This window comes from Collinsella sp. BM28 (assembly GCF_054551995.1).
This window is the reverse complement of the sequence record NZ_JBTOLJ010000001.1, coordinates 958,084-977,386: the sequence shown is the minus strand read 5'-3', so window position 1 is coordinate 977,386 and position 19,303 is coordinate 958,084. Positions and strand designations below refer to the sequence as shown.

The 19,303-nt window shown below is 57.8% G+C and carries 21 protein-coding genes; 13 read left to right on the top strand and 8 right to left on the bottom strand.

Annotated features, from left to right (window positions below; translation table 11 throughout):
- Positions 1-151 precede the first annotated feature (151 nt).
- The 8 genes from recA to hflX all read left to right on the top strand — a co-directional run bounded on the left by recA (position 152) and on the right by hflX (position 8,770).
- A complete protein-coding gene (gene recA / locus ACX9NZ_RS04215) occupies positions 152-1,258 on the top strand; it encodes a recombinase RecA (RefSeq protein ID WP_302741770.1) in 1,107 nt (368 codons plus the stop codon).
- A 90-nt stretch (positions 1,259-1,348) separates the two neighbouring features.
- Complete coding sequence (locus ACX9NZ_RS04210) at positions 1,349-1,936, top strand: regulatory protein RecX (protein ID WP_302741768.1); 588 nt, start codon at positions 1,349-1,351, stop codon at positions 1,934-1,936.
- Between the two features lie 203 nt (positions 1,937-2,139).
- The gene (rny, locus tag ACX9NZ_RS04205; protein ID WP_294122116.1) at positions 2,140-3,699 is read left to right on the top strand and encodes a ribonuclease Y; all 1,560 of its coding nucleotides are present in this window, start codon (positions 2,140-2,142) and stop codon (positions 3,697-3,699) included.
- A gap of 10 nt (positions 3,700-3,709) precedes the next feature.
- Positions 3,710-4,798: an ATP-binding protein gene (locus ACX9NZ_RS04200; protein ID WP_118653879.1), complete on the top strand. Its 1,089-nt coding sequence runs from the start codon at positions 3,710-3,712 to the stop codon at positions 4,796-4,798.
- An 87-nt stretch (positions 4,799-4,885) separates the two neighbouring features.
- The gene (locus tag ACX9NZ_RS04195) at positions 4,886-5,209 is read left to right on the top strand and encodes a stage V sporulation protein S (protein WP_118653878.1); all 324 of its coding nucleotides are present in this window, start codon (positions 4,886-4,888) and stop codon (positions 5,207-5,209) included.
- The gene (miaB, locus tag ACX9NZ_RS04190; RefSeq protein WP_304291638.1) at positions 5,206-6,567 is read left to right on the top strand and encodes a tRNA (N6-isopentenyl adenosine(37)-C2)-methylthiotransferase MiaB; all 1,362 of its coding nucleotides are present in this window, start codon (positions 5,206-5,208) and stop codon (positions 6,565-6,567) included. Before ACX9NZ_RS04195 ends, miaB begins: the two co-directional genes overlap by 4 nt.
- Entirely contained in the window at positions 6,564-7,484 is a 921-nt protein-coding gene (gene miaA / locus ACX9NZ_RS04185) for a tRNA (adenosine(37)-N6)-dimethylallyltransferase MiaA (RefSeq protein WP_118653876.1), read from the top strand. Before miaB ends, miaA begins: the two co-directional genes overlap by 4 nt.
- Positions 7,481-8,770 (top strand): GTPase HflX, encoded by a 1,290-nt coding sequence (gene hflX / locus ACX9NZ_RS04180; RefSeq protein WP_118653875.1) that lies wholly within the window; start codon positions 7,481-7,483, stop codon positions 8,768-8,770. The genes miaA and hflX overlap by 4 nt, the downstream gene beginning before the upstream one ends.
- A 27-nt stretch (positions 8,771-8,797) precedes the next feature.
- On the opposite strand, the gene ACX9NZ_RS04175 is transcribed toward hflX, so the two are convergent.
- Positions 8,798-9,091: a heparan-alpha-glucosaminide N-acetyltransferase domain-containing protein gene (locus tag ACX9NZ_RS04175; protein ID WP_407496371.1), complete on the bottom strand. Its 294-nt coding sequence runs from the start codon at positions 9,089-9,091 to the stop codon at positions 8,798-8,800.
- Between the two features lie 17 nt (positions 9,092-9,108).
- Positions 9,109-9,747 carry a transcriptional repressor LexA gene (gene lexA / locus ACX9NZ_RS04170; protein WP_118653873.1) on the bottom strand — a complete coding sequence of 213 codons (639 nt, stop codon included), beginning with the start codon at positions 9,745-9,747 and terminating at the stop codon, positions 9,109-9,111.
- Between the two features lie 158 nt (positions 9,748-9,905).
- Here lexA and ACX9NZ_RS04165 point away from each other — a divergent pair, with 158 nt between their 5' ends.
- The 4 genes from ACX9NZ_RS04165 (at position 9,906) to ACX9NZ_RS04150 (ending at position 12,704) form a co-directional block, all read left to right on the top strand.
- Entirely contained in the window at positions 9,906-10,373 is a 468-nt protein-coding gene (locus tag ACX9NZ_RS04165) for a LysM peptidoglycan-binding domain-containing protein (protein WP_118653872.1), read from the top strand.
- A 96-nt stretch (positions 10,374-10,469) separates the two neighbouring features.
- Entirely contained in the window at positions 10,470-10,913 is a 444-nt protein-coding gene (gene nrdR / locus ACX9NZ_RS04160; RefSeq protein WP_118653871.1) for a transcriptional regulator NrdR, read from the top strand.
- A 4-nt stretch (positions 10,914-10,917) separates the two neighbouring features.
- Positions 10,918-11,361, top strand: coding sequence for a dUTP diphosphatase (gene dut / locus ACX9NZ_RS04155; protein WP_118653870.1), 444 nt, complete (start codon positions 10,918-10,920; stop codon positions 11,359-11,361).
- A gap of 29 nt (positions 11,362-11,390) precedes the next feature.
- Positions 11,391-12,704 (top strand): NCS2 family permease, encoded by a 1,314-nt coding sequence (locus tag ACX9NZ_RS04150; protein WP_294122127.1) that lies wholly within the window; start codon positions 11,391-11,393, stop codon positions 12,702-12,704.
- Positions 12,705-12,782: 78 nt separating this feature from the next.
- Here the strand turns inward: ACX9NZ_RS04150 and ACX9NZ_RS04145 are convergent, their stop codons facing one another.
- A complete protein-coding gene (locus tag ACX9NZ_RS04145; RefSeq protein WP_407496324.1) occupies positions 12,783-14,081 on the bottom strand; it encodes an MGDG synthase family glycosyltransferase in 1,299 nt (432 codons plus the stop codon).
- A gap of 110 nt (positions 14,082-14,191) precedes the next feature.
- Here ACX9NZ_RS04145 and ACX9NZ_RS04140 point away from each other — a divergent pair, with 110 nt between their 5' ends.
- Entirely contained in the window at positions 14,192-15,130 is a 939-nt protein-coding gene (locus tag ACX9NZ_RS04140) for an NAD(P)/FAD-dependent oxidoreductase (protein ID WP_407496322.1), read from the top strand.
- Positions 15,131-15,280: 150 nt separating this feature from the next.
- Here the strand turns inward: ACX9NZ_RS04140 and ACX9NZ_RS04135 are convergent, their stop codons facing one another.
- The 5 genes from ACX9NZ_RS04135 to ACX9NZ_RS04115 form a co-directional block, all read right to left on the bottom strand.
- Complete coding sequence (locus ACX9NZ_RS04135; RefSeq protein ID WP_407496320.1) at positions 15,281-16,165, bottom strand: DegV family protein; 885 nt, start codon at positions 16,163-16,165, stop codon at positions 15,281-15,283.
- A gap of 96 nt (positions 16,166-16,261) precedes the next feature.
- Positions 16,262-17,356 carry a coiled-coil domain-containing protein gene (locus ACX9NZ_RS04130; protein ID WP_118653865.1) on the bottom strand — a complete coding sequence of 365 codons (1,095 nt, stop codon included), beginning with the start codon at positions 17,354-17,356 and terminating at the stop codon, positions 16,262-16,264.
- Positions 17,357-17,395: 39 nt separating this feature from the next.
- Positions 17,396-17,929: an adenine phosphoribosyltransferase gene (locus ACX9NZ_RS04125; RefSeq protein WP_294122139.1), complete on the bottom strand. Its 534-nt coding sequence runs from the start codon at positions 17,927-17,929 to the stop codon at positions 17,396-17,398.
- A gap of 13 nt (positions 17,930-17,942) precedes the next feature.
- Positions 17,943-18,842, bottom strand: coding sequence for a transcriptional regulator FtsR (gene ftsR, locus ACX9NZ_RS04120; protein ID WP_302741753.1), 900 nt, complete (start codon positions 18,840-18,842; stop codon positions 17,943-17,945).
- Positions 18,835-19,245 (bottom strand): FHA domain-containing protein, encoded by a 411-nt coding sequence (locus ACX9NZ_RS04115; RefSeq protein WP_118653862.1) that lies wholly within the window; start codon positions 19,243-19,245, stop codon positions 18,835-18,837. The genes ftsR and ACX9NZ_RS04115 overlap by 8 nt, the downstream gene beginning before the upstream one ends.
- Between the last annotated feature and the right edge of the window lie 58 nt (positions 19,246-19,303).

Sequence of the window (19,303 nt, the reverse complement as noted above, 5' to 3'; positions counted from 1 at the left end):
CCGTTGTGAGAAGTCACGCCATTTCGTGTCAGGCCGCAGTCGGAACATGCCCTGCGATCTGTCGGATGCACCGCATATGATTTCCTCAGATGGTATTGACCACGAACATCCGTTCGCGTACTATCAAACCATACAACATCAAGGAGGATCAATGGCCAAGAACTCAGGGCCGGCGCGCGTGATCCACGAGCGCACCACGGGCAAAGAGCGTGAGAAGATGATCGAGGTCACCAAGGCTGAGATCGTGAAAAAATTTGGAGATGGCTCCATTATGCGGTATGGGGACGGGGGTCCCGAACTCGAGGTCGAGGCGATCCCGACGGGTGCCCTCGCGCTCGATGCCGCTTTGGGCATCGGAGGCGTTCCGCGCGGACGCATCGTGGAGATATACGGTCCCGAATCTTCCGGTAAGACCACGCTATCCCTTGAGATTCTCGCCGAAGCGCAGGCGATGGGCGGCGTTGCCGCGTTCATCGACGCCGAGCACGCTCTCGATCCCACGTACGCCGCGCGCATCGGCGTCGATATCGACGAGGTTCTGATATCTCAGCCCGATACGGGCGAGCAGGCACTTGAGATCTGCGACATGCTCGTTCGCTCGGGTGCGATCGACGTCGTGGTTATCGACTCCGTCGCCGCGCTCGTGCCGCGTGCCGAGATCGAGGGCGAGATCGGTGAGACCACGGTTGGCTTGCAAGCGCGTCTGATGAGCCAGGCTCTGCGTAAGCTCGCAGGCTCCCTTGCGAAGTCGAACACGACGTGCATCTTCATCAATCAGTTGCGCGAGAAAATCGGCGTCATGTTTGGTAATCCTGAGACGACGACGGGTGGTCGCGCGCTCAAGTTCTTCTCGAGTGTTCGCATCGATATCCGTCGTATCGAGAGTATCAAGGTCAAAGATGAGATCGTGGGCAACCGTGTGCGTGCCAAGGTCGTGAAGAACAAGGTCGCCGCGCCGTTCCGCACCGCCGAGTTCGACATCATGTATGGAACCGGCATCTCCAAAGAGGGCTCCGTTTTGGATATGGCGGTCCAATATGAGATCGTCAGCAAGTCAGGTGCCTGGTATACCTATGATGGCGATCGTCTGGGTCAAGGCCGCGAAGCCGCAAAAGATAAGCTCCGCAAGAACCCTGAGCTCATGAATGAGCTCGATCATAAGGTTCGCGTTATGTGCGGTCTCGAGTTTGAGGATGAGCCCGTGGGTACGATTGTCGAGCAGGACGGGGATGTCCAAGTCGCCCCTGAGACTTTGTAGCGCCCCCATATGTCATTGCTCATGTCCGAAATCGAGGTGCGCCTTCCCGATCGAAAGCGCGCCTCGAGTTCGTTTTCACCAAGAAAGCCCATGGCGGAAGTGCATTGCCATATGGAGAATGGGAGCACGCGTGAGATTGTCGTCCCCGTTCGCGTGGGTCGGATTCTCATGGGTGATCCCATTGCGCTTCCCCTTGAGGAAGACCAAGCCTTCGATGCCATCCACGATCTTGAGCGGCGCGTCTGCTTTACGCTCATGACCGAAATGCTCTCGCGTCGTGATTACGCCTCGGGCGAGCTGCACGACAAGCTGAAACTCTACGGGTATCGGGATGAGGAGATCAACGCATGCATCGAGCGGGCCTCTCGGCTCAGGTTCATCAATGACGCCCGCTTCGCTACTTATTTCATTGAGGAGCGAAAGCGGCGCGGGTGGGGGAGGTCCAAGATAGAACGAGAGCTTTCGCTCCGTGGTGTTTCGCGCGATGATATCCCTGGCTACCCCGACGAGTTCTTTTCCGAAGAGGACGATGTCGAGCGCGCCCTCGGGCTTTTGGAACGCAAAACCATACCCGAAGCGCGTGCCTTCGAAAAGCTCGTTCGGCACCTCATGGGTAAGGGCTTCTCCTACTCCGTCGCCGCCTGCGCCGCTCGTCTGCGAATGGATGCCGAAGACTGAGCACGCTTTTGACAATTCCCCTGCTTCAACGTAGGATAGATACGTCATTTGTTTGCTATGCGCTCATCCTCGGTGATGAGATTGACGATATCTTCTATCGGAACGATTTCATATCCCCTTTGGTGGACCATATCCTGCAAATGTCCCGCGTCGTGCTTTTGCCGGCGTTGGTTTTCGCACTTGAATCACTTTAAGGAGTCGTCATGCCCGTTGAGTCCATACTCGTCGGCGCCGTCTGCCTTATTCTTGGTGTCGTTGTGGCCGTCATGGTCATGCGCAACTCCAAGAACGGCAGCGTTCGCGAGGCAGAGTCAAAGATCCAGAGCGCGCACAGCGAGGCCGAGCAGGTCGTCGCCGATGCCAAGCGCACCGCCGAGACCCTCAAGAAAGAGGCCCTGCTCGAAGCCAAGGAGGAGATCCTCCAGAGCAAGCAGGCCGCCGAGGCAGAGGACGCCCAGCGCAAAAAGGAGATTCGCGTTCTGGAAAACCGCGTAATGCAGCGTGAGGAGTCCCTTGATCGGCGCAACGACGCCCTCGACAAGCGCGAGCATCAGCTTTCCAGCCAGCAGGGCCAAATCGACAAGCGCTCCCGTGAGCTTGAGGAACTCTTCGCTCGCCAGACAAGTGAGCTTGAGCGTATCTCGGAGCTCACGCGCGATGACGCGCATGCCGAGCTGCTCGACAAGGTCCGCGGCGAGGTCACGCATGAGGCCGCTACGATCATTCGCGAGTCCGAGCAGAAGGTCAAGGCCGAGTGCCATAAGACCGCTCAGGAAATCATTTCTCTCGCCATCCAGCGTTGCGCTTCCGACCACACCGCAGAGGTGACGGTCACGTCTGTGCACATTCCCTCTGATGACCTCAAGGGCCGCATCATTGGCCGCGAGGGCCGCAATATCCGTACGTTCGAGCAGGTGTCCGGCGTCAATCTCGTCATTGACGATACGCCTGAAACCGTCGTACTCTCCAGCTTCGATCCCGTTCGTCGTGAGACGGCACGCGTGGCACTGGAGAATCTCATCGCCGATGGCCGCATTCATCCGGCCCGTATCGAGGAGATGTACCAGAAAGCCGCAGACCTCGTTCAGCAGCGTGTGCGCGAGGCAGGCGAGCAGGCTGCCTTCGACATGGGCATTCACGACCTGCATCCCGAGATCGTCAAGACGCTCGGTGCCCTTCGCTACCGCACGTCCTTTGGACAAAACGTGCTGCGCCATTCGCTCGAGGTCGCCGATCTGTGCGCCATCATGGCCGCAGAACTCGGCGTCGATGTCCTGACCGCTAAGCGTGCCGGCCTGTTGCACGACCTGGGCAAAGCCATCGACCACGAGGTTGAGGGCCCGCACGCGGTTATCGGCGCCGAGCTCGCGCGCCGTTACGGCGAGAAGCCCGCGATCGTCCACGCCATCGAGGCACATCATGGCGATACCGATCCCAATACGGTCCTCGACGTCCTCGTTCAGGCAGGTGACGCCATTTCGGCGTCTCGCCCTGGGGCACGCCGTGAATCCGCTGAGAACTACATCAAGCGTCTTGAGAAGCTGGAGGAGATCGCCAACTCTCATGACGGCGTCGAGCGCACTTACGCCATGCAGGCGGGCCGCGAGGTCCACGTCATGGTCCAGCCCGACAAGGTCTCCGACGCCGAATCGACTGTCTTGGCTCACGACATCGCCCAGCAGATCGAAGAGGAGATGGAGTATCCCGGCCAGGTTCGCGTTGTCGTGATCCGCGAGAGCCGCGCCATCGATATCGCCAAGTAGGCTGAACCTTATGGCAGACGGTAACGACCTCATCTCATTTATCGCCTCCATGTCGGGAGAGGGCAATCTTCGTGTTGAGGAGAATCTCGGTGATGGCTTCGTGCGCCTGCGGGTTTCCGAAGCGGAGCGTCGCCAGGCGAAGCACGATATCCAGCATGTTGAGGACATCGTCGTCGAGATGCTTCGCAATGCCCGTGATGCAGGTGCCAAGTCGATTTACGTCGCTACTATGAAGGAGGAGGGTGCTCGCACCCTCCTTTTCCTCGACGATGGTTCCGGTGTCCCCACTGAGATGCGGGAACGAATCTTCGACGCTCGCGTCACGTCAAAGCTCGAGTCCATGAAAATGGACCGATGGGGCGTTCATGGTCGCGGTATGGCCCTCTTCTCCATTCGCCAGAACACCCGGTCTTCCCGCGTGGTTGCTTCCGGAGTGAACCTCGGATCCTCCTTCTGCATTGTCGCCGATACCAACACGCTTCCCGAGCGCGCCGATCAGTCGACATGGCCCCAGACCGCAAAAGACGAGCAAGGTGTCCTTGCATGTGTGCGTGGCCCCCACAACATCGCCCGCGCGGTTTGCGAGTTCGCCTGTGAAGAGTTACACGACTGCGATGTCTATCTTGGCTCTCCGACTGAGATCGCCGCGACGCTGTACGCCCACGCACTTTCGCGCGTGGATACTACGCGACTTCTCTTCATCGATTCCGAGGATCGTCTCCCGGTCGTTGACCGGTTGGCCTGTGCCGCCGACGCGTCAGATTTCATACGTATCGCAGCATCTGTTGGCATCGAGATCTCCGAGCGAACTGCTCATCGCATTCTCGGCGGCTCGATCCCCTCTCTTCGTAGCGTCGCTTCGCGCCTATTACGTGAGAAGACGGACTCCGCTCACACTCCGGCACCGGTCGATCTTGCTCGCGACAGGCGAGGCCTTAAAATCGCCCAGGATGACCTTGCCTCATTCTCGCGCAGCATGGAGAGGGAGTTCTCGGAACTCGCGTCTCGCTATTACCTCACGCTCGTACACGATCCCAAGATCCGGGTTACGCGCGATCGCATTACCGTCACCTTCGATATCGGCAAGGATGAGACCTGACGGTCCACCTGCTTGCCCTTCGTCCTGCCCTGCGGTATCTTTGCAATCAATCTGACTAAATGCACTTTATACGCTGGAGAAACGCACATGGAATTCCTCAAGGTCTCGAGTAAGTCGTCACCCGCCTCGGTTGCGGGTGCCATTGCGGGCATGGTTAAAGATGGCGTTCCCGTCAATATGCAATGCGTCGGAGCGGGCGCCGTCAACCAGGCTATCAAGGCCATGGCAATCGCGCGGGGCTTTTTGATACCTACGGGTTTTGACATCTCCTGTGCCCCCGTTTTCTCCGACATCCTCATCAACGGTGAATCCCGCACGGCCATCAGGCTCTCCGTGTATGTGCATCACATCTCGATCTCCAACGCCGACGCGTTCGATTTCTCCGACGATTGTAAGCAGGTTTGCTCATGACTGACCTCTCCATCCTCTCCGGTAAGACGTATTTCATCCGCACCTTCGGCTGTCAGATGAACCTCCATGACTCCGAGCGCGTGGGCGGGTTGCTCGACTCGCTCGGCTGCCTTCAGGCGAGCGGACCCGAGGATGCCGATATCGTCATTTTCATGACGTGTTGCGTGCGCGAGGCGGCGGATACGCGTCTGTACGGCCAGTGCTCCTCTTGCAAGAGCCTTCCTAAGTCGCCGAGCGGGCATCGTGTGGTCGCGGTGGGCGGCTGCATCGCCCAGCGTGATGGCGAGGGTCTTCTCACCAATCTCGATAACGTCGACGTCATCTTCGGAACCCATTCAATCGCTCATGTGGGCGAACTTCTCGCTGACGCTTTTATTGACGGTTCCCGCCATGTCCGCGTTGAGGAAATCGACACGGGCTCTGCCACCGATATGCCCTGGCATCGCGAGACTGCCTATCATGCGTGGGTTCCCATCATGACGGGATGTAATAATTTTTGCAGTTATTGCATTGTTCCCTACGTACGCGGGCGCGAGAAGAGCCGTCCGATGGACGAAGTCGTCGATGAAGTCACCGGTCTGGTGCGTCAAGGGGTGCGATCGGTGACCCTGCTTGGCCAAAACGTCAACTCCTATGGGCGTGACCAAGGTTCCGCACCGCGCTTTGCCGAACTTCTCCGTCGTGTGGGTGACACGGGCATTGAGCGTATCTATTTCACCTCATCGCATCCCAAGGATTTGCTGCCCGAGACCATCGATGCGATGGCGGAGGTTCCCGCCGTCATGCCGCAGCTGCACCTTGCCGTGCAGTCCGGTTCCTCGCGCATACTCAAGCTCATGAATAGGAAGTACACGCGTGAGCAATATCTCGACCTCGTGCATCGCGTGCGCGATCGCATTCCCCATATCGCGCTTACAACCGATATCATCGTCGGATTCCCCGGTGAGACTGATGAAGATTTCGAGCAAACGGTAACGCTCGTGGATGAGGCCCGGTTTGCGCAAGCCTTCACCTTCATCTACTCCAAACGCGAGGGTACCCCCGCCGCGAAGATCGTAGATCCCACGCCGAGGTCCGTTATCCAGAAGCGTTTCGACCGTCTGGTCAAGCATGTCGAGCGTACCGCGTTCGAGTATAACCAGCATGCACTCGACACCACGGTTCCCATGTTGATAGAGGGAACTTCGAAGAAGAACGATCGCGTTTTGCAGGGCAAGAGTCCCTGGAACCAAACGGTTCACTGCCCCGTTCCAGATGGCGTCGATCCGCGTGAACTCGTCGGTAAGGTGCTCGACGTTCACATCGATGTGGCACGCACCTGGTATCTTTCCGGGTTGTCCACGAGCGAGCCACGATGAGCCCCATCATTGCCATCACCGGGCCCACGGCGGTGGGGAAGAGCGCCGTTGCCGACCGCGTTGCTCGTGCCCTGCACACCGAGGTCCTTTCTGCCGATGCCATGCAGGTGTATCGCAACATGGATATCGGTACGGCCAAGACGCCCGTATCGGAGCGATTGGTTCCCCTCCGCCTCATCGACCTCGTTGGCGCGAGTGAATCATATTCCGCTGCGCTGTATCAACGCGACGCTCGCGCAGAGATAGCACGGCTTCAGGAGGACGGACGCACTCCGGTTTTTTGCGGAGGCACCGGGCTGTATTTGAGGGCGGCTCTCGACGTCATGGAGTTTCCCAAAGGAAAGATCGACGATGACCGCCGCGCCTCCTACCTTGCCCTTCATGAGGAGCTGGGAGACGAGGGCCTCCACGCTCTTTTGTTTCGCCGTGACCCAAAGAGCGCCGCGGTGATTCATCCGCACAACGTCAAGCGCGTGATTCGCGCACTTGAAATGGCGGACGAGGGAGTTTCCTATGCTGAGAAGGCATCTGGCTTTTCGCACCCCCGTGAAGCATTTCCCCACGTCACATATGCACTCTCCATGGATCGCGAGCGCTTATACGAACGCATCGATCGCCGCGTCGATCTTATGATGGAACAAGGCCTTCTTGCTGAGGTTGAGCGGCTTTTGGAGGAGGGGGCGCGCGAATCCCTTACGTCGCGTCAAGCGATCGGTTATAAGGAAATCATCGATTACATCGATGGCGCGTGCACTCTGGATGAGGCAATTGATCTTATCAAACGTCGTTCACGCAGGTACGCCAAGCGTCAACTCGCTTGGTGTCGCCGTGATGTGCGCATGCGTTGGATCGACATGGACGAGCGGGGACTTGCGGGTGCCGTTGAATTCATTCTCTCGGAGGCAATGCACGGATGAGCCGTTTTGATCCTGTCTCCACGGCTCCTGTTCCTGAGCGTGCGATCCTCATGGGAGTCGATTGGCGTGATAACGCCTGGCCCATCGATAGGTCGCTCGACGAACTGGAGCGTCTTGCGGATACCGCGGGCGCCACGGTCGTCGCGCGCTTGACCCAAAAGCTCGATCGGCCGATTCCCAAATCGTATATCGGATCTGGGAAAGTGGAGGAGCTTCGCGGATTCGTCAACCGCCTCGATGCCGATGTCGTCATCTTCGACGATGACTTGAGTCCATCTCAGCAATCATATCTGGAACGTGCCCTTGGTGAACCCGTCAAGATCATCGACCGCACGGCCTTGATCCTCGACATCTTCGGCCTCCATGCCAGAACGCGTGAGGGACGCTTGCAAGTGCAACTTGCCCAGCTCCAGTATCTGCTCCCACGTCTTCGCGGCATGTGGAGCCATCTTGCCAAGGAGCAGACCCGTGGCGGCATCGGTAGCCGCTTTGGTCAGGGCGAGACCCAGCTCGAGGTCGATCGTCGCATGATTCGCAATCGCATCTCCGCGCTTCGCCATGAGCTCAAGGAGCTTGAAAAACGCCGAGCGGTTCAATCAAAGTGGCGAGCGAACTCTCCTGCTTTCCGGGTGGCTCTTGCCGGATACACGAATGCCGGAAAGTCGACCGTGCTGAATCGTCTGACGGGCTCTGATGTGCTTGCCCAGGATAAGCTGTTCGCGACGCTCGATCCAACGACGCGTTCATATGAACTTCCCGGTGGGCGCGCCATTACGATCACCGACACCGTGGGATTTATCCAAAAACTCCCACATGGACTCGTTGAGGCTTTCAAATCGACTTTATCGGAGGTTCGCGACTCCGATCTCATCCTTAAAGTCGTTGACATCTCAGATGATGACCGCCACCGGCAAATCGATGCGGTCGAGCATGTTCTTAGAGAGGTTGGAGCGGGAGCATGTTCCGCGGTAACGGTGTTCAACAAGATCGATCTGCTCGATTCCGATCATATCGAAGCGTTGAAGAGGCGTTTCCCCGATGCGGTGTTCTTCTCCGCGCTCACGGGCGAAGGTTTGCAGGACCTGCAAACGAGAATCGCACGTGAGGCCGCTGCATCTGATGCTCTCGTCTCATGTGAGATTCCATATCGCGAGGGCGCCTTAATTGCCGCGATCCGCAAGCAGGGGCAGGTACTTTCGGAGGCTTTTTTCGATGATCATGTCAGCATGGTCTGCCGTGTTCCCGCACGTATCGCGGCGCGTCTACAGCCATTTCGAACGGAATAGCATCGTGCTATCGTTTGACGGTCGATCTCACTGAAACACAGTCTCCAACACCATCAGCAGCAGCACTTGGTGCGTTGCATAGATGATCAACGAATGCCTTCCCATCCATGCCAATATCGGGATATGTTCACGGTGCATCCAATTTGGGTACGTACGGCCTTTTTGTTGCCAAGACCGTGCCAACGTCGCACTCGCCGTGTAGAGCAGGCTAAACGGTATGAGGGGATAAATATGATGACGGCACCGCGAAGCTCGTCGAAGCACGCGTTCACCAACGCTTGCACTACGATTATTCTCATGATGCGACGGCTCGTTCTGCATCATGGCGCATGCGATGTCTAGAATCGACGCATGAGCGCGACGACTTTACCCAAGATGGTGGGGTTGTCGGCGTAGATGGGTTCCATGGAATCGTTTTCCGGCTGTAGACGCACGCGCCCACGTTCCTTGTAGAACGTCTTGACGGTCGCTTCCCCGTCGATCATGGCGACGACTATTTCCCCGTTCATGGCGCTTTTTTGCTCACGCACCACGATGTAGTCCCCGTTGTAGATGCCAACGTTGATCATAGAATCACCGTGGACCTCAAGGATGAAGGAGCACGAATCGGTCGCGATCTCCGTGGGAAGGGTGAAGGTGTCCTCGACGTTTTGCTCGGCCAGAATGGGCAGCCCAGCGGCGACGCGACCCACGAGCGGCAGTGAAACCGTACCGCGCGTGGTGACTTCCTTGACCTCATCGAGCTTGACCGACGACCCGTCCGAGTTGAACACCTCGAGGGCGCGCGGCTTTGTCGCGTCGCGCTTGATGAGCCCGAGATCTTCAAGCGCGCTCAAATGGGCATGAACGGTGGAAGGGGAGGAGAGGCCGACGGCGGCGGCCATCTCTCGAACGCTCGGGGGATAGCCCTTCTCCTTTTGATATGAACGGATGAAGTCGTAGATCTGCTGCTGACGCTTCGTGATCTTGCGGGCCATAACCGCTCCTCTCAATACAAACATCTGTTCGCATTTCTCTTGACAAGAACAACTGTTCGAAGATAATAATACACGAACACTCGTTCTTGTGCCAGAAGTTTTGTCCGCACGGCTCGATATAACCAAAGGCGACAAGATGCAGAGCGGGAGGAGCGAATATGACTTCCACATCGTTTACCTACGGATCCCTGGCCCTCACGTTGGACCGACCCTCCACACCAGCCTTAAGCGTCGTCTCTGGCGGCGTGTCGACTGTTTCACACATCCAGCCCGGTCACTTCCAAGTTGCCGCACCCGATGTCTATGCGCGGGATCGTCCGGCACCTTCATCGCGGTCTCGCTTTATCCTCTTCGGCGTCGCGTCATTGGTCTTGATCGTAGCGTGTGCTTCCATCCTGTCCACAGTTTTCCAGGCTCGGAATGCGAGTCATGCGGCCTTCGTCGACACGCTGACGTCTAAAAATGTAACGGTCTCTGCCGGAGAGTCATTGTGGAGCATCGCGGAGGACAACCCCGTGGATGGGCTCGCAATCGAAGAAGCCGTCGAGGTCATGAGGGACTGGAACGGACTTACCAGCGCTTCGCTTCACCCTGGCATGGAGTTGGTCGTTCCCTCTGCAGGCTAGAACTATTACAACTCACCATATCTTGTGTTTCTAGCATTACGGCCCTCAACGCGTGGTATCCTAGCGAAGTTGTCGGATGTGAGGGGAGACGATGCCATGCGGTGTCCGAAGTGCGGCCATGATGACACGCGTGTGATAGATTCGCGTATGCAGGATTCCTCGAACGCCATCAAACGTCGTCGTGAATGCCGATCGTGCGGATACCGGTTCACCACATTCGAACGATGCGAGGACCCCATCGAGGTGCTGAAGAGCGATGGAACCACGCAGCCTTTCGACCGCAATAAGCTGCTCGTGGGACTTATGCGCGCAACTTCCAAACGCGACATCGATCTCACGCAGCTCAACGCGCTCATTGATGACATCGAACTGGAACTGAGGGGCGGGGCGCGTTCGGCTGTCAGCTCCCATGATATTGGCGATATGGTCCTCAAGCGCCTCGAGAAGATCGATAAGGTCGCCTACATCCGATTCGCGTCCGTGTATCGTGACTTCCAAGACATCGATGAGTTCCTATCCGAACTCGATAAGCTGAGGTGATTACATGTCCATGTTGAACGTGAACGTCAAGCGCCTGGATCCAACCGTTGAGTTACCCGCTTATGCATATGAGGGTGATGCGGGCTTGGACCTGCGTGCCAATGAGAGCGTCGACATCGCGCCCTTCGAGCGCGTCCTCATCCCCACTGGCCTTGCCATCTCAATTCCGGATGGGTACGCCGGGTTTGTTCAGCCCAGGAGCGGTATGGCTCTCAAGCGCGGTCTCACTATCGCCAACACCCCGGGGCTCATTGATGCCCACTATCGCGGTGAACTTAAGGTCATCGCCGTGAACCTTGATTCCCAGCAGACCATTCACATCGAGCGGGGAGAGCGTATCGCCCAGCTCGTCATCCAGCAGGTGCCCGTCGTGCACCTTACAGAGGTCGACGAACTCGACGAGACCGATCGCGGTAGCGGCGGTTTCGGGTCGAGCGGTTCGAAATAGTCGCTCCAGTCGTATAGGGGGAATTATCTATGGACCAGTTTTTCAAGTTGGGGGAGCGCAAGTCCGACGTGGCCACTGAGCTGCGTGCGGGACTGACCACGTTCCTGGCGATGTCTTACATCATCGTCGTGAACCCGCTCATCCTCTCCGCCGGTGGCGTTCCCGTCGCCGCCGCGGTGACCGCCACGTGCATCGGTGCCGCGGTCATGACGATCGCGATGGGCCTCATCGCGAACCGTCCGCTCGCCTGCGCCTCGGGCATGGGCATCAACTCCATCGTCGCGTACACGCTCTGCGGAGCCATGGGACTCGGTTGGCAGACTGCCATGGCTATCATCTTCATCGAGGGTATCGCCATCTTGCTGCTCGTGCTGTGCGGTCTTCGCGAGGCCATCATGGATGCCATTCCCGTGTCCCTGCGTCACGGCATCTCTATCGGCCTCGGCCTCTTCATCGCGATGATCGGCCTTAAGGATGGCGGCATCATCGTCGCCAACGAGGCCACCATGGTCGCCCTCGGCAAGGTGACCGACCCGGTCTTCCTCGTCGGCCTCATCTCCATCGTCGCCACCGTCGTCCTCTCTTCCATGAACGTGAAGGGCGCCTTGCTGTGGGGCATCGTCATCGCTTCCGTCCTCGGCATTCCGCTCGGCGTGACCGCTGCTCCCTCGAGCATCGTCGCTCCGCTCGATTTCTCCACCTTCGGCGCCCCGTTCATGGCGGACGCCGATGGCGTCATGGGCGTCGTCAAGGCCCTCACCACTCCCGCCTTGCTCCTCTTTGCCTTCTCGCTCATGATGAGCGACTTCTTCGACACCATGGGCACCGCCATGGCCGTTGCCAAGCAGGGCGAGTTCCTCACCGAGGATGGCAAGGTTGAGGACATCAAGCCCATCCTCATCGTCGACTCCGTGGCTGCAGCTGCGGGTGGCGTGTTCGGCGCATCTTCCATCACCACGTTCGTTGAGTCTGCCTCCGGCGCTGCCGACGGCGGTCGCTCCGGACTTACTTCCGTGACGGCAGGCGTTCTCTTCCTGCTCGCCGCATTCTTCTCCCCGGTTATCAGCTGCATCAGCTCCGCCGCTACCTGTGGCGCCCTCGTGTACGTCGGCTTTTTGATGATGAGCGAGGTCACCGAGGTCGACTGGTCGGACATCCTCGAGGGCTTCCCGACCTTCATGATCATCGTCGGTATCCCGTTCACCTATTCGATTTCCAACGGCATCGGTCTTGGCTTCATCGCCTACGTGGTCGTTGCTGCCGTGACGGGCAACCTCAAGAAGATTCGTCCGCTCATGTGGGTCGCCGCCGCCGCGTTCCTTGCGTACTTCCTGCTCGTGTAGAAATGCGGTAAGCACGTAGAAGGCTTTATGCGTCAATACAAGATGCCCTCGCGGTCATTTGTCCGCGAGGGCATCTTTCTACCGTATATGCGCGGGTTTTCCACCCCAGTAGAATTCAGCGAAATGTTGCTCGCGATCACACGGCACGCCGACCAGCCGCATCGTGCTGCAAACGATGTCCTGTGCGGCATCGGGACGGCGGAGTGCGCCAGCGTTGACGAGGAGACCGTGGAGCGCCTCTGAATTATCATGGAGATGCCTCAACTGCATGATGAGCTCGCGTGAGGTGGTAGCATGCATGCTCGCGCCGAAAGACGTGAGCATCGTCGTGTTCGCCTTCTCCTGCCCATACGATTTTCCAAGCAAGATCATCGGCAGCTCGGCGCACAGGCACTCCGTCACGGTAAGTCCGCCGGACTTGAGAATCGCCAGATCGCAGGTCCGCATGAGGGCCGCCATGTCGTCCACGTAATCGAGTACGGTGACGTTGGGAAGCTTCATGCCCTCGAACACGGAGCGCAGGTGCTTCGCGTATGCAATGTCCTTACCCGGCAGGAACACGAAGTGCATACTCTCGAAGCTGCGCAGGTAGGGAAGCGTCTCCTCCATGGCCGCCCGGAATCGCACATACGGCTGGGGTAGGGCGGCGCCTGCCATGACCAGCACCAAGGTCTTGTCGCCTGGCACCCCGAACGTCTCGCAATCGTGCTCGCGATTGCGCGGCTCGCTAAATCCCGGTCTGATGGGTATGCCCGTGACCTCGATGCATCGCTCGGGAACCTTTCGTGGGCGGAGCGTCTCCGCCATGAACTCGGTCGCGACGCAAAAGAGGTCGGTTTCCTTGTGTGGCCACCAACCCTCTATCTCGTAATCGGTGGGGACGCAGACGACGGGAAACTCCACACCTGTCATCATGCGGGCTCCAACGGCGGTATTTGCGGCGGTGATGTGTGTGCAAATGACGGCAAGGGGTCGCTTCTCAGTCACATAGTCGTTAAATGAGTGGAACATGATTCTGGACCACGCCGATCCACCGCCCCAGAGCAATCTGCCCGTGAGCGTATAGCGCCACGTAACATCGTAGATGGGCCTCGTGGCGCCCGTGAACGCCGCCGCAGTTTTGTTACCGTCGAATTTGATGCGCCCAAAATCGAGTACGTCGAGGACATCAACTTCAACATCATCGGGTACGCCATGTGCACCCCGCATGTTTTCCACCGCCTGTGCGATTGCCATGGCCGCCGCGCGATGTCCGGAGCCTACCGAGGCATGCATAATGGTAATAACGGGCCGTGGGGCTTCGCTTGCCGGTGATACCGTCCCCCGGGAATTGAGCGGCACGTTATCGCCAAGATTGTCGAGGCGTTCAGTTGTCATGTGGGCGTCTCCCTGGTTGCTTGCTAACAGCATTGTACGTCCCGCCCTGCAAGAGCTCGGCGCAATCGGGTAAGAGCAAAGAAACGACGTACCGAAAGGATGTACCGGCTATGGATTCCACGAAAGACCTCATCATCGTCGGTGGAGGTCCCGCAGGCTATTCCGCTGCCCTCTACGCCGCACGAGCCAGCCTAGACGTTCTGGTTGTCGAGCATGGGATGGCTGGCGGACAGATTGCCACCTCAGATATCATTGACAACTACCCCGGATTAGGCAGTTGCTCGGGGGCCGAACTTGGCCAGAAGATGCTGGAGCACGCCGAGCATGCAGGTGCTCAGTCCACGTACGGATCGGTCTCGTCGATCGACCGCGAAGATGACATGTTCATCGTCAACACCGATATGGAGCAGCTCGAAGCCCCTGCGCTTATCGTGGCGACCGGAGCTACGCCCCGACTTGGAGGCTTCGTAGGTGAGGATGAGTTCCGCGGAAGGGGAGTATCGTATTGCGCCACCTGTGATGGAATGTTCTATCGCGGAAAGCACGTCTTTATCATCGGTGGCGGCAATTCCGCTGTTGAGGAGGCAATGTATCTCTCCAATATCGCCGAGCACGTTGAACTTGTCGTGAGACGCGATGTGTTCCGGGCTCCACGGGGCATGGTAGAGCGACTTCTCACGCGTGACAACATTACCATTAGGTACCAAACTAGTATTATCGAAGTGAGCGGTTCGACGTTTATCAACCGCATCGTATTGAGAGACAATGCCACGGGAGAGACGCACGCCGAGATGTTCGACGAAGGCTCGGTTGGCATATTTGTCGCCGTCGGCCATGATCCGGCTACCCAAATCGTAGCTCCCTATGTTGACCTTGGTTCAGACGGTGGCGTCGTTACCGATGAATCAATGGCAACGAAGACTCCCGGATTATTCTGCGCTGGCGATATGCGTTCCAAGTCCTTGCGACAGGTCATCACCGCGGCGGCTGACGGTGCCATTGCGGCCATGTCCGCCTATGCTTACCTCGAGGAGTCTGGCAGGATCTAATCGGGTTTGGTCGTAATGGTGTGTCTCTCGGTCTGAGTATGTGATACATTATTCAGAATTACGATAATATATATTATGTAAAGTAGATGACGATCTAAATAAAGAACCCCCGCGCGTTGCGGGGGTTCTCGCTTTCGTCTGTTGATGATGTCAAAGACGGTGCGCCCATTCGTACCCAATGATCAGGCCGGTCTTTTCGGCGTAGTACGAACATAGGCCGCCACAGGGTAAGACGAACACCTCGGCATGAGGCCACTCGGTAACAATCGCATCCTTGAGTGCCGAGGCACCGTCCTCATTGAAAACATGGTCAATATAGACCATGCCGCCACGATACCCATCAGCACGCATGGTTTCGATGATCTTGCGGTACGTTTTCTTGTCACCACGCGTTGGTGCTACGACCTTGATCGTCCCCTGAGCACTCGCAGTACCGAGCATGCGGATGGAAAGACCGCTGGCGAGGGCTCCGACGACTTTGGGCATGCGTCCATTTTTCGTGAGATTCTCGTAACTGCTCAGCGAAAAGAGCACCTGAGAGCTTGCCTGTAGCTGTTCAGCATACGATACTGCCTGGTCAAATGTAGCATCAGGATTATCCGTTAGGTACCTATCTAGAAGTTGAACGATAAGCTCGAGCTTTCCTCCGGCAGCCTTTGAGTCGAGAACGAAGATGTTCTTCCCAGCGATTTGACCATCATGGTCGCGGGCATATTCATCCATCACGAGATTGCGACCCATTTGAGCGGCCTCGAAACTGCCGGAAAGGTTCGCCGAGATGGTGATGGCAATAACATTGTCCGCCAAGCGGAACAATTCCGCCCACTCCCCTGCACTCGGACATGAACTACCCGATGCGGAGGGCTCGGCGGCCACCCGATGGTTGAGCGTGGCAACATCGAGGAAGGCATCGTCAGCGTATTCCTCGCCTGCAACTACGATTTTGAGCGGAGCCAACGCAAAGGCGCAATCCGCCGTTGCGGGTTGGTATGCGCGTAGATTACAGCTGGAGTCCGCTATGAGAGCCCATGACATGTATGAATCCTTTCGCGTTGTATGACGAATGTCCGGTATAGAGAGACGGCGGAAGGAGCACTCCCCCTCCGCCGTCCACGTGCATTGTTCGAGATGTTAGTAGCGAACGTAGATCATACCAGCCTGGACAGGGCCGACGACGACGCCGACGCCATAGGTGGCCGCGTGGATCATCTGTCCGTTACCGATATAAATGCCGGTGTGACCCCAATTGACGCACACATCTCCCGGCTGGGGATTGCTCACCTGCGGCCAGCCCATGAACGTATTGGTGGTACCAAGACGACGGTATTGACCAGTGAGGCAGTAGCTCACAAAGCCGGAGCAGTCGAACTGGCCGGGAGCGCACCCTCCCCATACATATTCAGCCTTGCCAACCCAACTCCATGCACGATCGACGATGGCGTTACCGGTGCTCGGAACATAGTTGGGCTCGGGATCGGGCTCCGGTGTCGGCGCAGGCGAAGGTGTGGGAGCGGGCGTATTGTTGGAGTTGTTGGTGTTGGTTCCGCCACCCTGGTCCGTATTGTTGTTGGAGGGCGTATCGACGTTCTGGACGTCATCGATCTGGTCGCCCTGGCTCGCGTTAAGCCCCTGTTGGAGGGCAGCGTTTGCGGCCGCCTCGGCGGCAAGCTCTTCCTGGAGTTTTGCGTCGAGCGAGCTCACGACCGACGCGGCCTCAGCGCGCTGCGCGTTGAGCTCATCGACCTTCGCCTGAGTTTCCTTGACGTTCTCCTCTTGCTCGGCTTGCTTGGTATCAAGCTCCTCCTTGAGGGTCTTAACCTCTGCTATGGTCTCGGCCTGCGTGTTCGCCACCTTGTTCATGTACGTCACACTCGAGACGAACTGATCAAAGGACGTCGAGGAAAGCACAATCTCGATCAGTCCGGCAAGACCGCCTTTGTATTCAGAGGAGACGAACGTGGAAAGCAGCTGCTGGCGCTCCGCAATCTCATTGTTCGTCTCATCGATCTGACCGCGAGTCTCCTCAAGGGAGTACGTGAGCTCAGAAAGACGATTGGTGATCTCTTCTGTCTGACGTCCAATCTCCTCGAGCTGTTCGCGGGCCGCTGCAAGATCAGACTCAGTGTCGGCGAAGGCGAACGTGGGAACGCCGGACATAAGAACGATGCCGGAAAGACCGGCGACGATGGCACGACGTGCGGTAAGGCTGCGTTTAGAGTGCGTCATATGAAAACTCCTCGATACGAGCGGCAAGGCGCGCGTTCGTTACGATACCTGAATGAGGCTGTACAGCTCTTGATCTCCCGCAGTCGCAAGCGTCTTGCGAGGATCGAGGAACGATAGCTCCAAGATACAAGCATACCCTATTAGCTCGGCCGCCACATCTTGCACAAGTTTTCCGGCCGCCGCCGCGGTACCGCCGGTCGCAATCAAATCGTCTACGATAAGCACGCGGTCACCGGGCTGAATGGCGTCTTTATGAATCTCAAGGGTATCGGTTCCGTACTCGAGCTCATAGCTCACCGAGTAGGTCTCGCGGGGCAGCTTGCCCGGTTTGCGTGCGGGAATGAACCCGGCTCCAAGCTCGAGAGCAACGGGTACGCCAATCATGAAGCCACGCGCCTCGGGTCCGACCACTTTAGTGACGCCCGCGTCTTTGAAATGATCGGCAATGTCCTCGACGGTATGGCGCATGGCCACAGGGTCGGCAAAGAGCGGCGTGATGTCTTTGAATACGACGCCGGGCTCAGGGTAATCCGGGATATCGGCGATGTAAGCGGCGTAATCGAACGGTTCCATAATCCTGTGCTTTCTACTCGGCTGTAATGGGCGTCACGCGAATGGGCTGGGCGGCAAGTTCGGTTGCATCGAGTGGAGCCACGCCCGTGGTCGACTCGGGGGTGGCATATGGAAGGACGGCGGAGTTGCTTTGGGCTGCCATCTCCGCGCGCGTGATCTCATCGTCGATGGCATCGACATCGGCATCCTCGACCACGGCGTTAAGCGACTCGAAGACGCGGTTACGCAACAGCGCGGTACGAACTCCGTCCGTGAGGTCATGAAGCGTTTTGAACGCGCGATCGAGCTTCGCCTCTCGATTGTCATCAGAATCGTCGGTACCGAGCATACCGATGAGAACCTGTTCGAATAGGGCGGATTCACGGTTGGCTGCATTGACGTACTGCCGCAGATTGCGAGGCTCGATGTGAAAGCGCGACAGCTCTGCACAATGACGGATGATTTCGAAGTCCCGACCGTCGATGAGTTCCCGGTTTTGGGGGCTGCGAACAATCCGGATAAGATCGTTATCGGAAAGCTGCCGCAAGAACGCAATGTCGACGCCGAGGATATCTGGGACGTCCTCGATGGGATGGAGCTTCTGACGAGTCTCCTTTGAGGCAACCTTCATGGGCGCATCCGTAAGCAGGCCGACCTCGAATGCGAGGGTCGAAAGGTCAGATGCACTGTCCAACTTCTGCTTGATGGCGGAAAGTGGCATATACCTGGTTTTCTGCAGATGCAAAATAACCTCGAGACGGTCGACGTCCGCCTTCGAGTACTGACGATAGCCCTTAGGAGTGCGGTGCGGCGTGATGAGCCCCTCGTCTTCCAGGAAGCGAATCTTCGAGTTTGAAAGGTCGGGGTATGTACCGCGGAGCAGGTTCACGACCTGCCCAATGCTGAGGTAGCTGCGCTCAGCCAAGCTACTCACCGGTTTCGATGCGCTCCACGGTGCTCTCGTGGTACATCAGCGTGAAGGTGCCGATCTGCACGGAAGAGCCATCATGCAGAGGGGCGGAATTGACGATCGCGCCATCAACCCAGGTGCCGTTAAGGGAGCCGAGATCCTCAATGAGGACACCCGCCTCGTTGCGCAGGATCTTCGCATGGCTGCGCGACACCGTCATGTCGTTGAGAAAGATTGTGTTCGCGGGATCGCGACCGATGGTGATCTCGGGCGCATCGAGCTCGAAGACGTTGCCGGTCTGGGGCCCCTTGATGATTGAGAGGACCGGAACGACCAGCGAGGCGCTCTTCATGAGGTCGGGCGCCGTGGCATCGCTGCTCGGCATGCGAAAGACGCGCGTGGTCTCGTTCTGCTCGATGTTTGCCATGGGAACCCCCTACTGGAAAATCGGAATACATCCGAAGTATCGTCAACTATCGTTTCAT

Excerpts from the sequence above, each read along its gene's own strand:
- hflX (WP_118653875.1), top strand. The coding sequence starts at position 7,481 with ATGAGCCGTTTTGATCCTGTCTCCACGGCTCCTGTTCCTGAGCGTGCG.
- miaB (WP_304291638.1), top strand. The coding sequence starts at position 5,206 with ATGACTGACCTCTCCATCCTCTCCGGTAAGACGTATTTCATCCGCACC.
- ACX9NZ_RS04140 (WP_407496322.1), top strand. The coding sequence starts at position 14,192 with ATGGATTCCACGAAAGACCTCATCATCGTCGGTGGAGGTCCCGCAGGC.
- dut (WP_118653870.1), top strand. The coding sequence starts at position 10,918 with ATGTCCATGTTGAACGTGAACGTCAAGCGCCTGGATCCAACCGTTGAG.
- ACX9NZ_RS04165 (WP_118653872.1), top strand. The coding sequence starts at position 9,906 with ATGACTTCCACATCGTTTACCTACGGATCCCTGGCCCTCACGTTGGAC.
- ACX9NZ_RS04115 (WP_118653862.1), bottom strand. The coding sequence starts at position 19,245 with ATGGCAAACATCGAGCAGAACGAGACCACGCGCGTCTTTCGCATGCCG.
- miaA (WP_118653876.1), top strand. The coding sequence starts at position 6,564 with ATGAGCCCCATCATTGCCATCACCGGGCCCACGGCGGTGGGGAAGAGC.
- ACX9NZ_RS04210 (WP_302741768.1), top strand. The coding sequence starts at position 1,349 with ATGGCGGAAGTGCATTGCCATATGGAGAATGGGAGCACGCGTGAGATT.
- recA (WP_302741770.1), top strand. The coding sequence starts at position 152 with ATGGCCAAGAACTCAGGGCCGGCGCGCGTGATCCACGAGCGCACCACG.
- ACX9NZ_RS04145 (WP_407496324.1), bottom strand. The coding sequence starts at position 14,081 with ATGACAACTGAACGCCTCGACAATCTTGGCGATAACGTGCCGCTCAAT.
- ACX9NZ_RS04175 (WP_407496371.1), bottom strand. The coding sequence starts at position 9,091 with ATGCAGAACGAGCCGTCGCATCATGAGAATAATCGTAGTGCAAGCGTT.
- ACX9NZ_RS04200 (WP_118653879.1), top strand. The coding sequence starts at position 3,710 with ATGGCAGACGGTAACGACCTCATCTCATTTATCGCCTCCATGTCGGGA.
- lexA (WP_118653873.1), bottom strand. The coding sequence starts at position 9,747 with ATGGCCCGCAAGATCACGAAGCGTCAGCAGCAGATCTACGACTTCATC.
- ACX9NZ_RS04130 (WP_118653865.1), bottom strand. The coding sequence starts at position 17,356 with ATGACGCACTCTAAACGCAGCCTTACCGCACGTCGTGCCATCGTCGCC.
- nrdR (WP_118653871.1), top strand. The coding sequence starts at position 10,470 with ATGCGGTGTCCGAAGTGCGGCCATGATGACACGCGTGTGATAGATTCG.
- ACX9NZ_RS04135 (WP_407496320.1), bottom strand. The coding sequence starts at position 16,165 with ATGTCATGGGCTCTCATAGCGGACTCCAGCTGTAATCTACGCGCATAC.
- ACX9NZ_RS04150 (WP_294122127.1), top strand. The coding sequence starts at position 11,391 with ATGGACCAGTTTTTCAAGTTGGGGGAGCGCAAGTCCGACGTGGCCACT.
- ACX9NZ_RS04195 (WP_118653878.1), top strand. The coding sequence starts at position 4,886 with ATGGAATTCCTCAAGGTCTCGAGTAAGTCGTCACCCGCCTCGGTTGCG.
- rny (WP_294122116.1), top strand. The coding sequence starts at position 2,140 with ATGCCCGTTGAGTCCATACTCGTCGGCGCCGTCTGCCTTATTCTTGGT.
- ACX9NZ_RS04125 (WP_294122139.1), bottom strand. The coding sequence starts at position 17,929 with ATGGAACCGTTCGATTACGCCGCTTACATCGCCGATATCCCGGATTAC.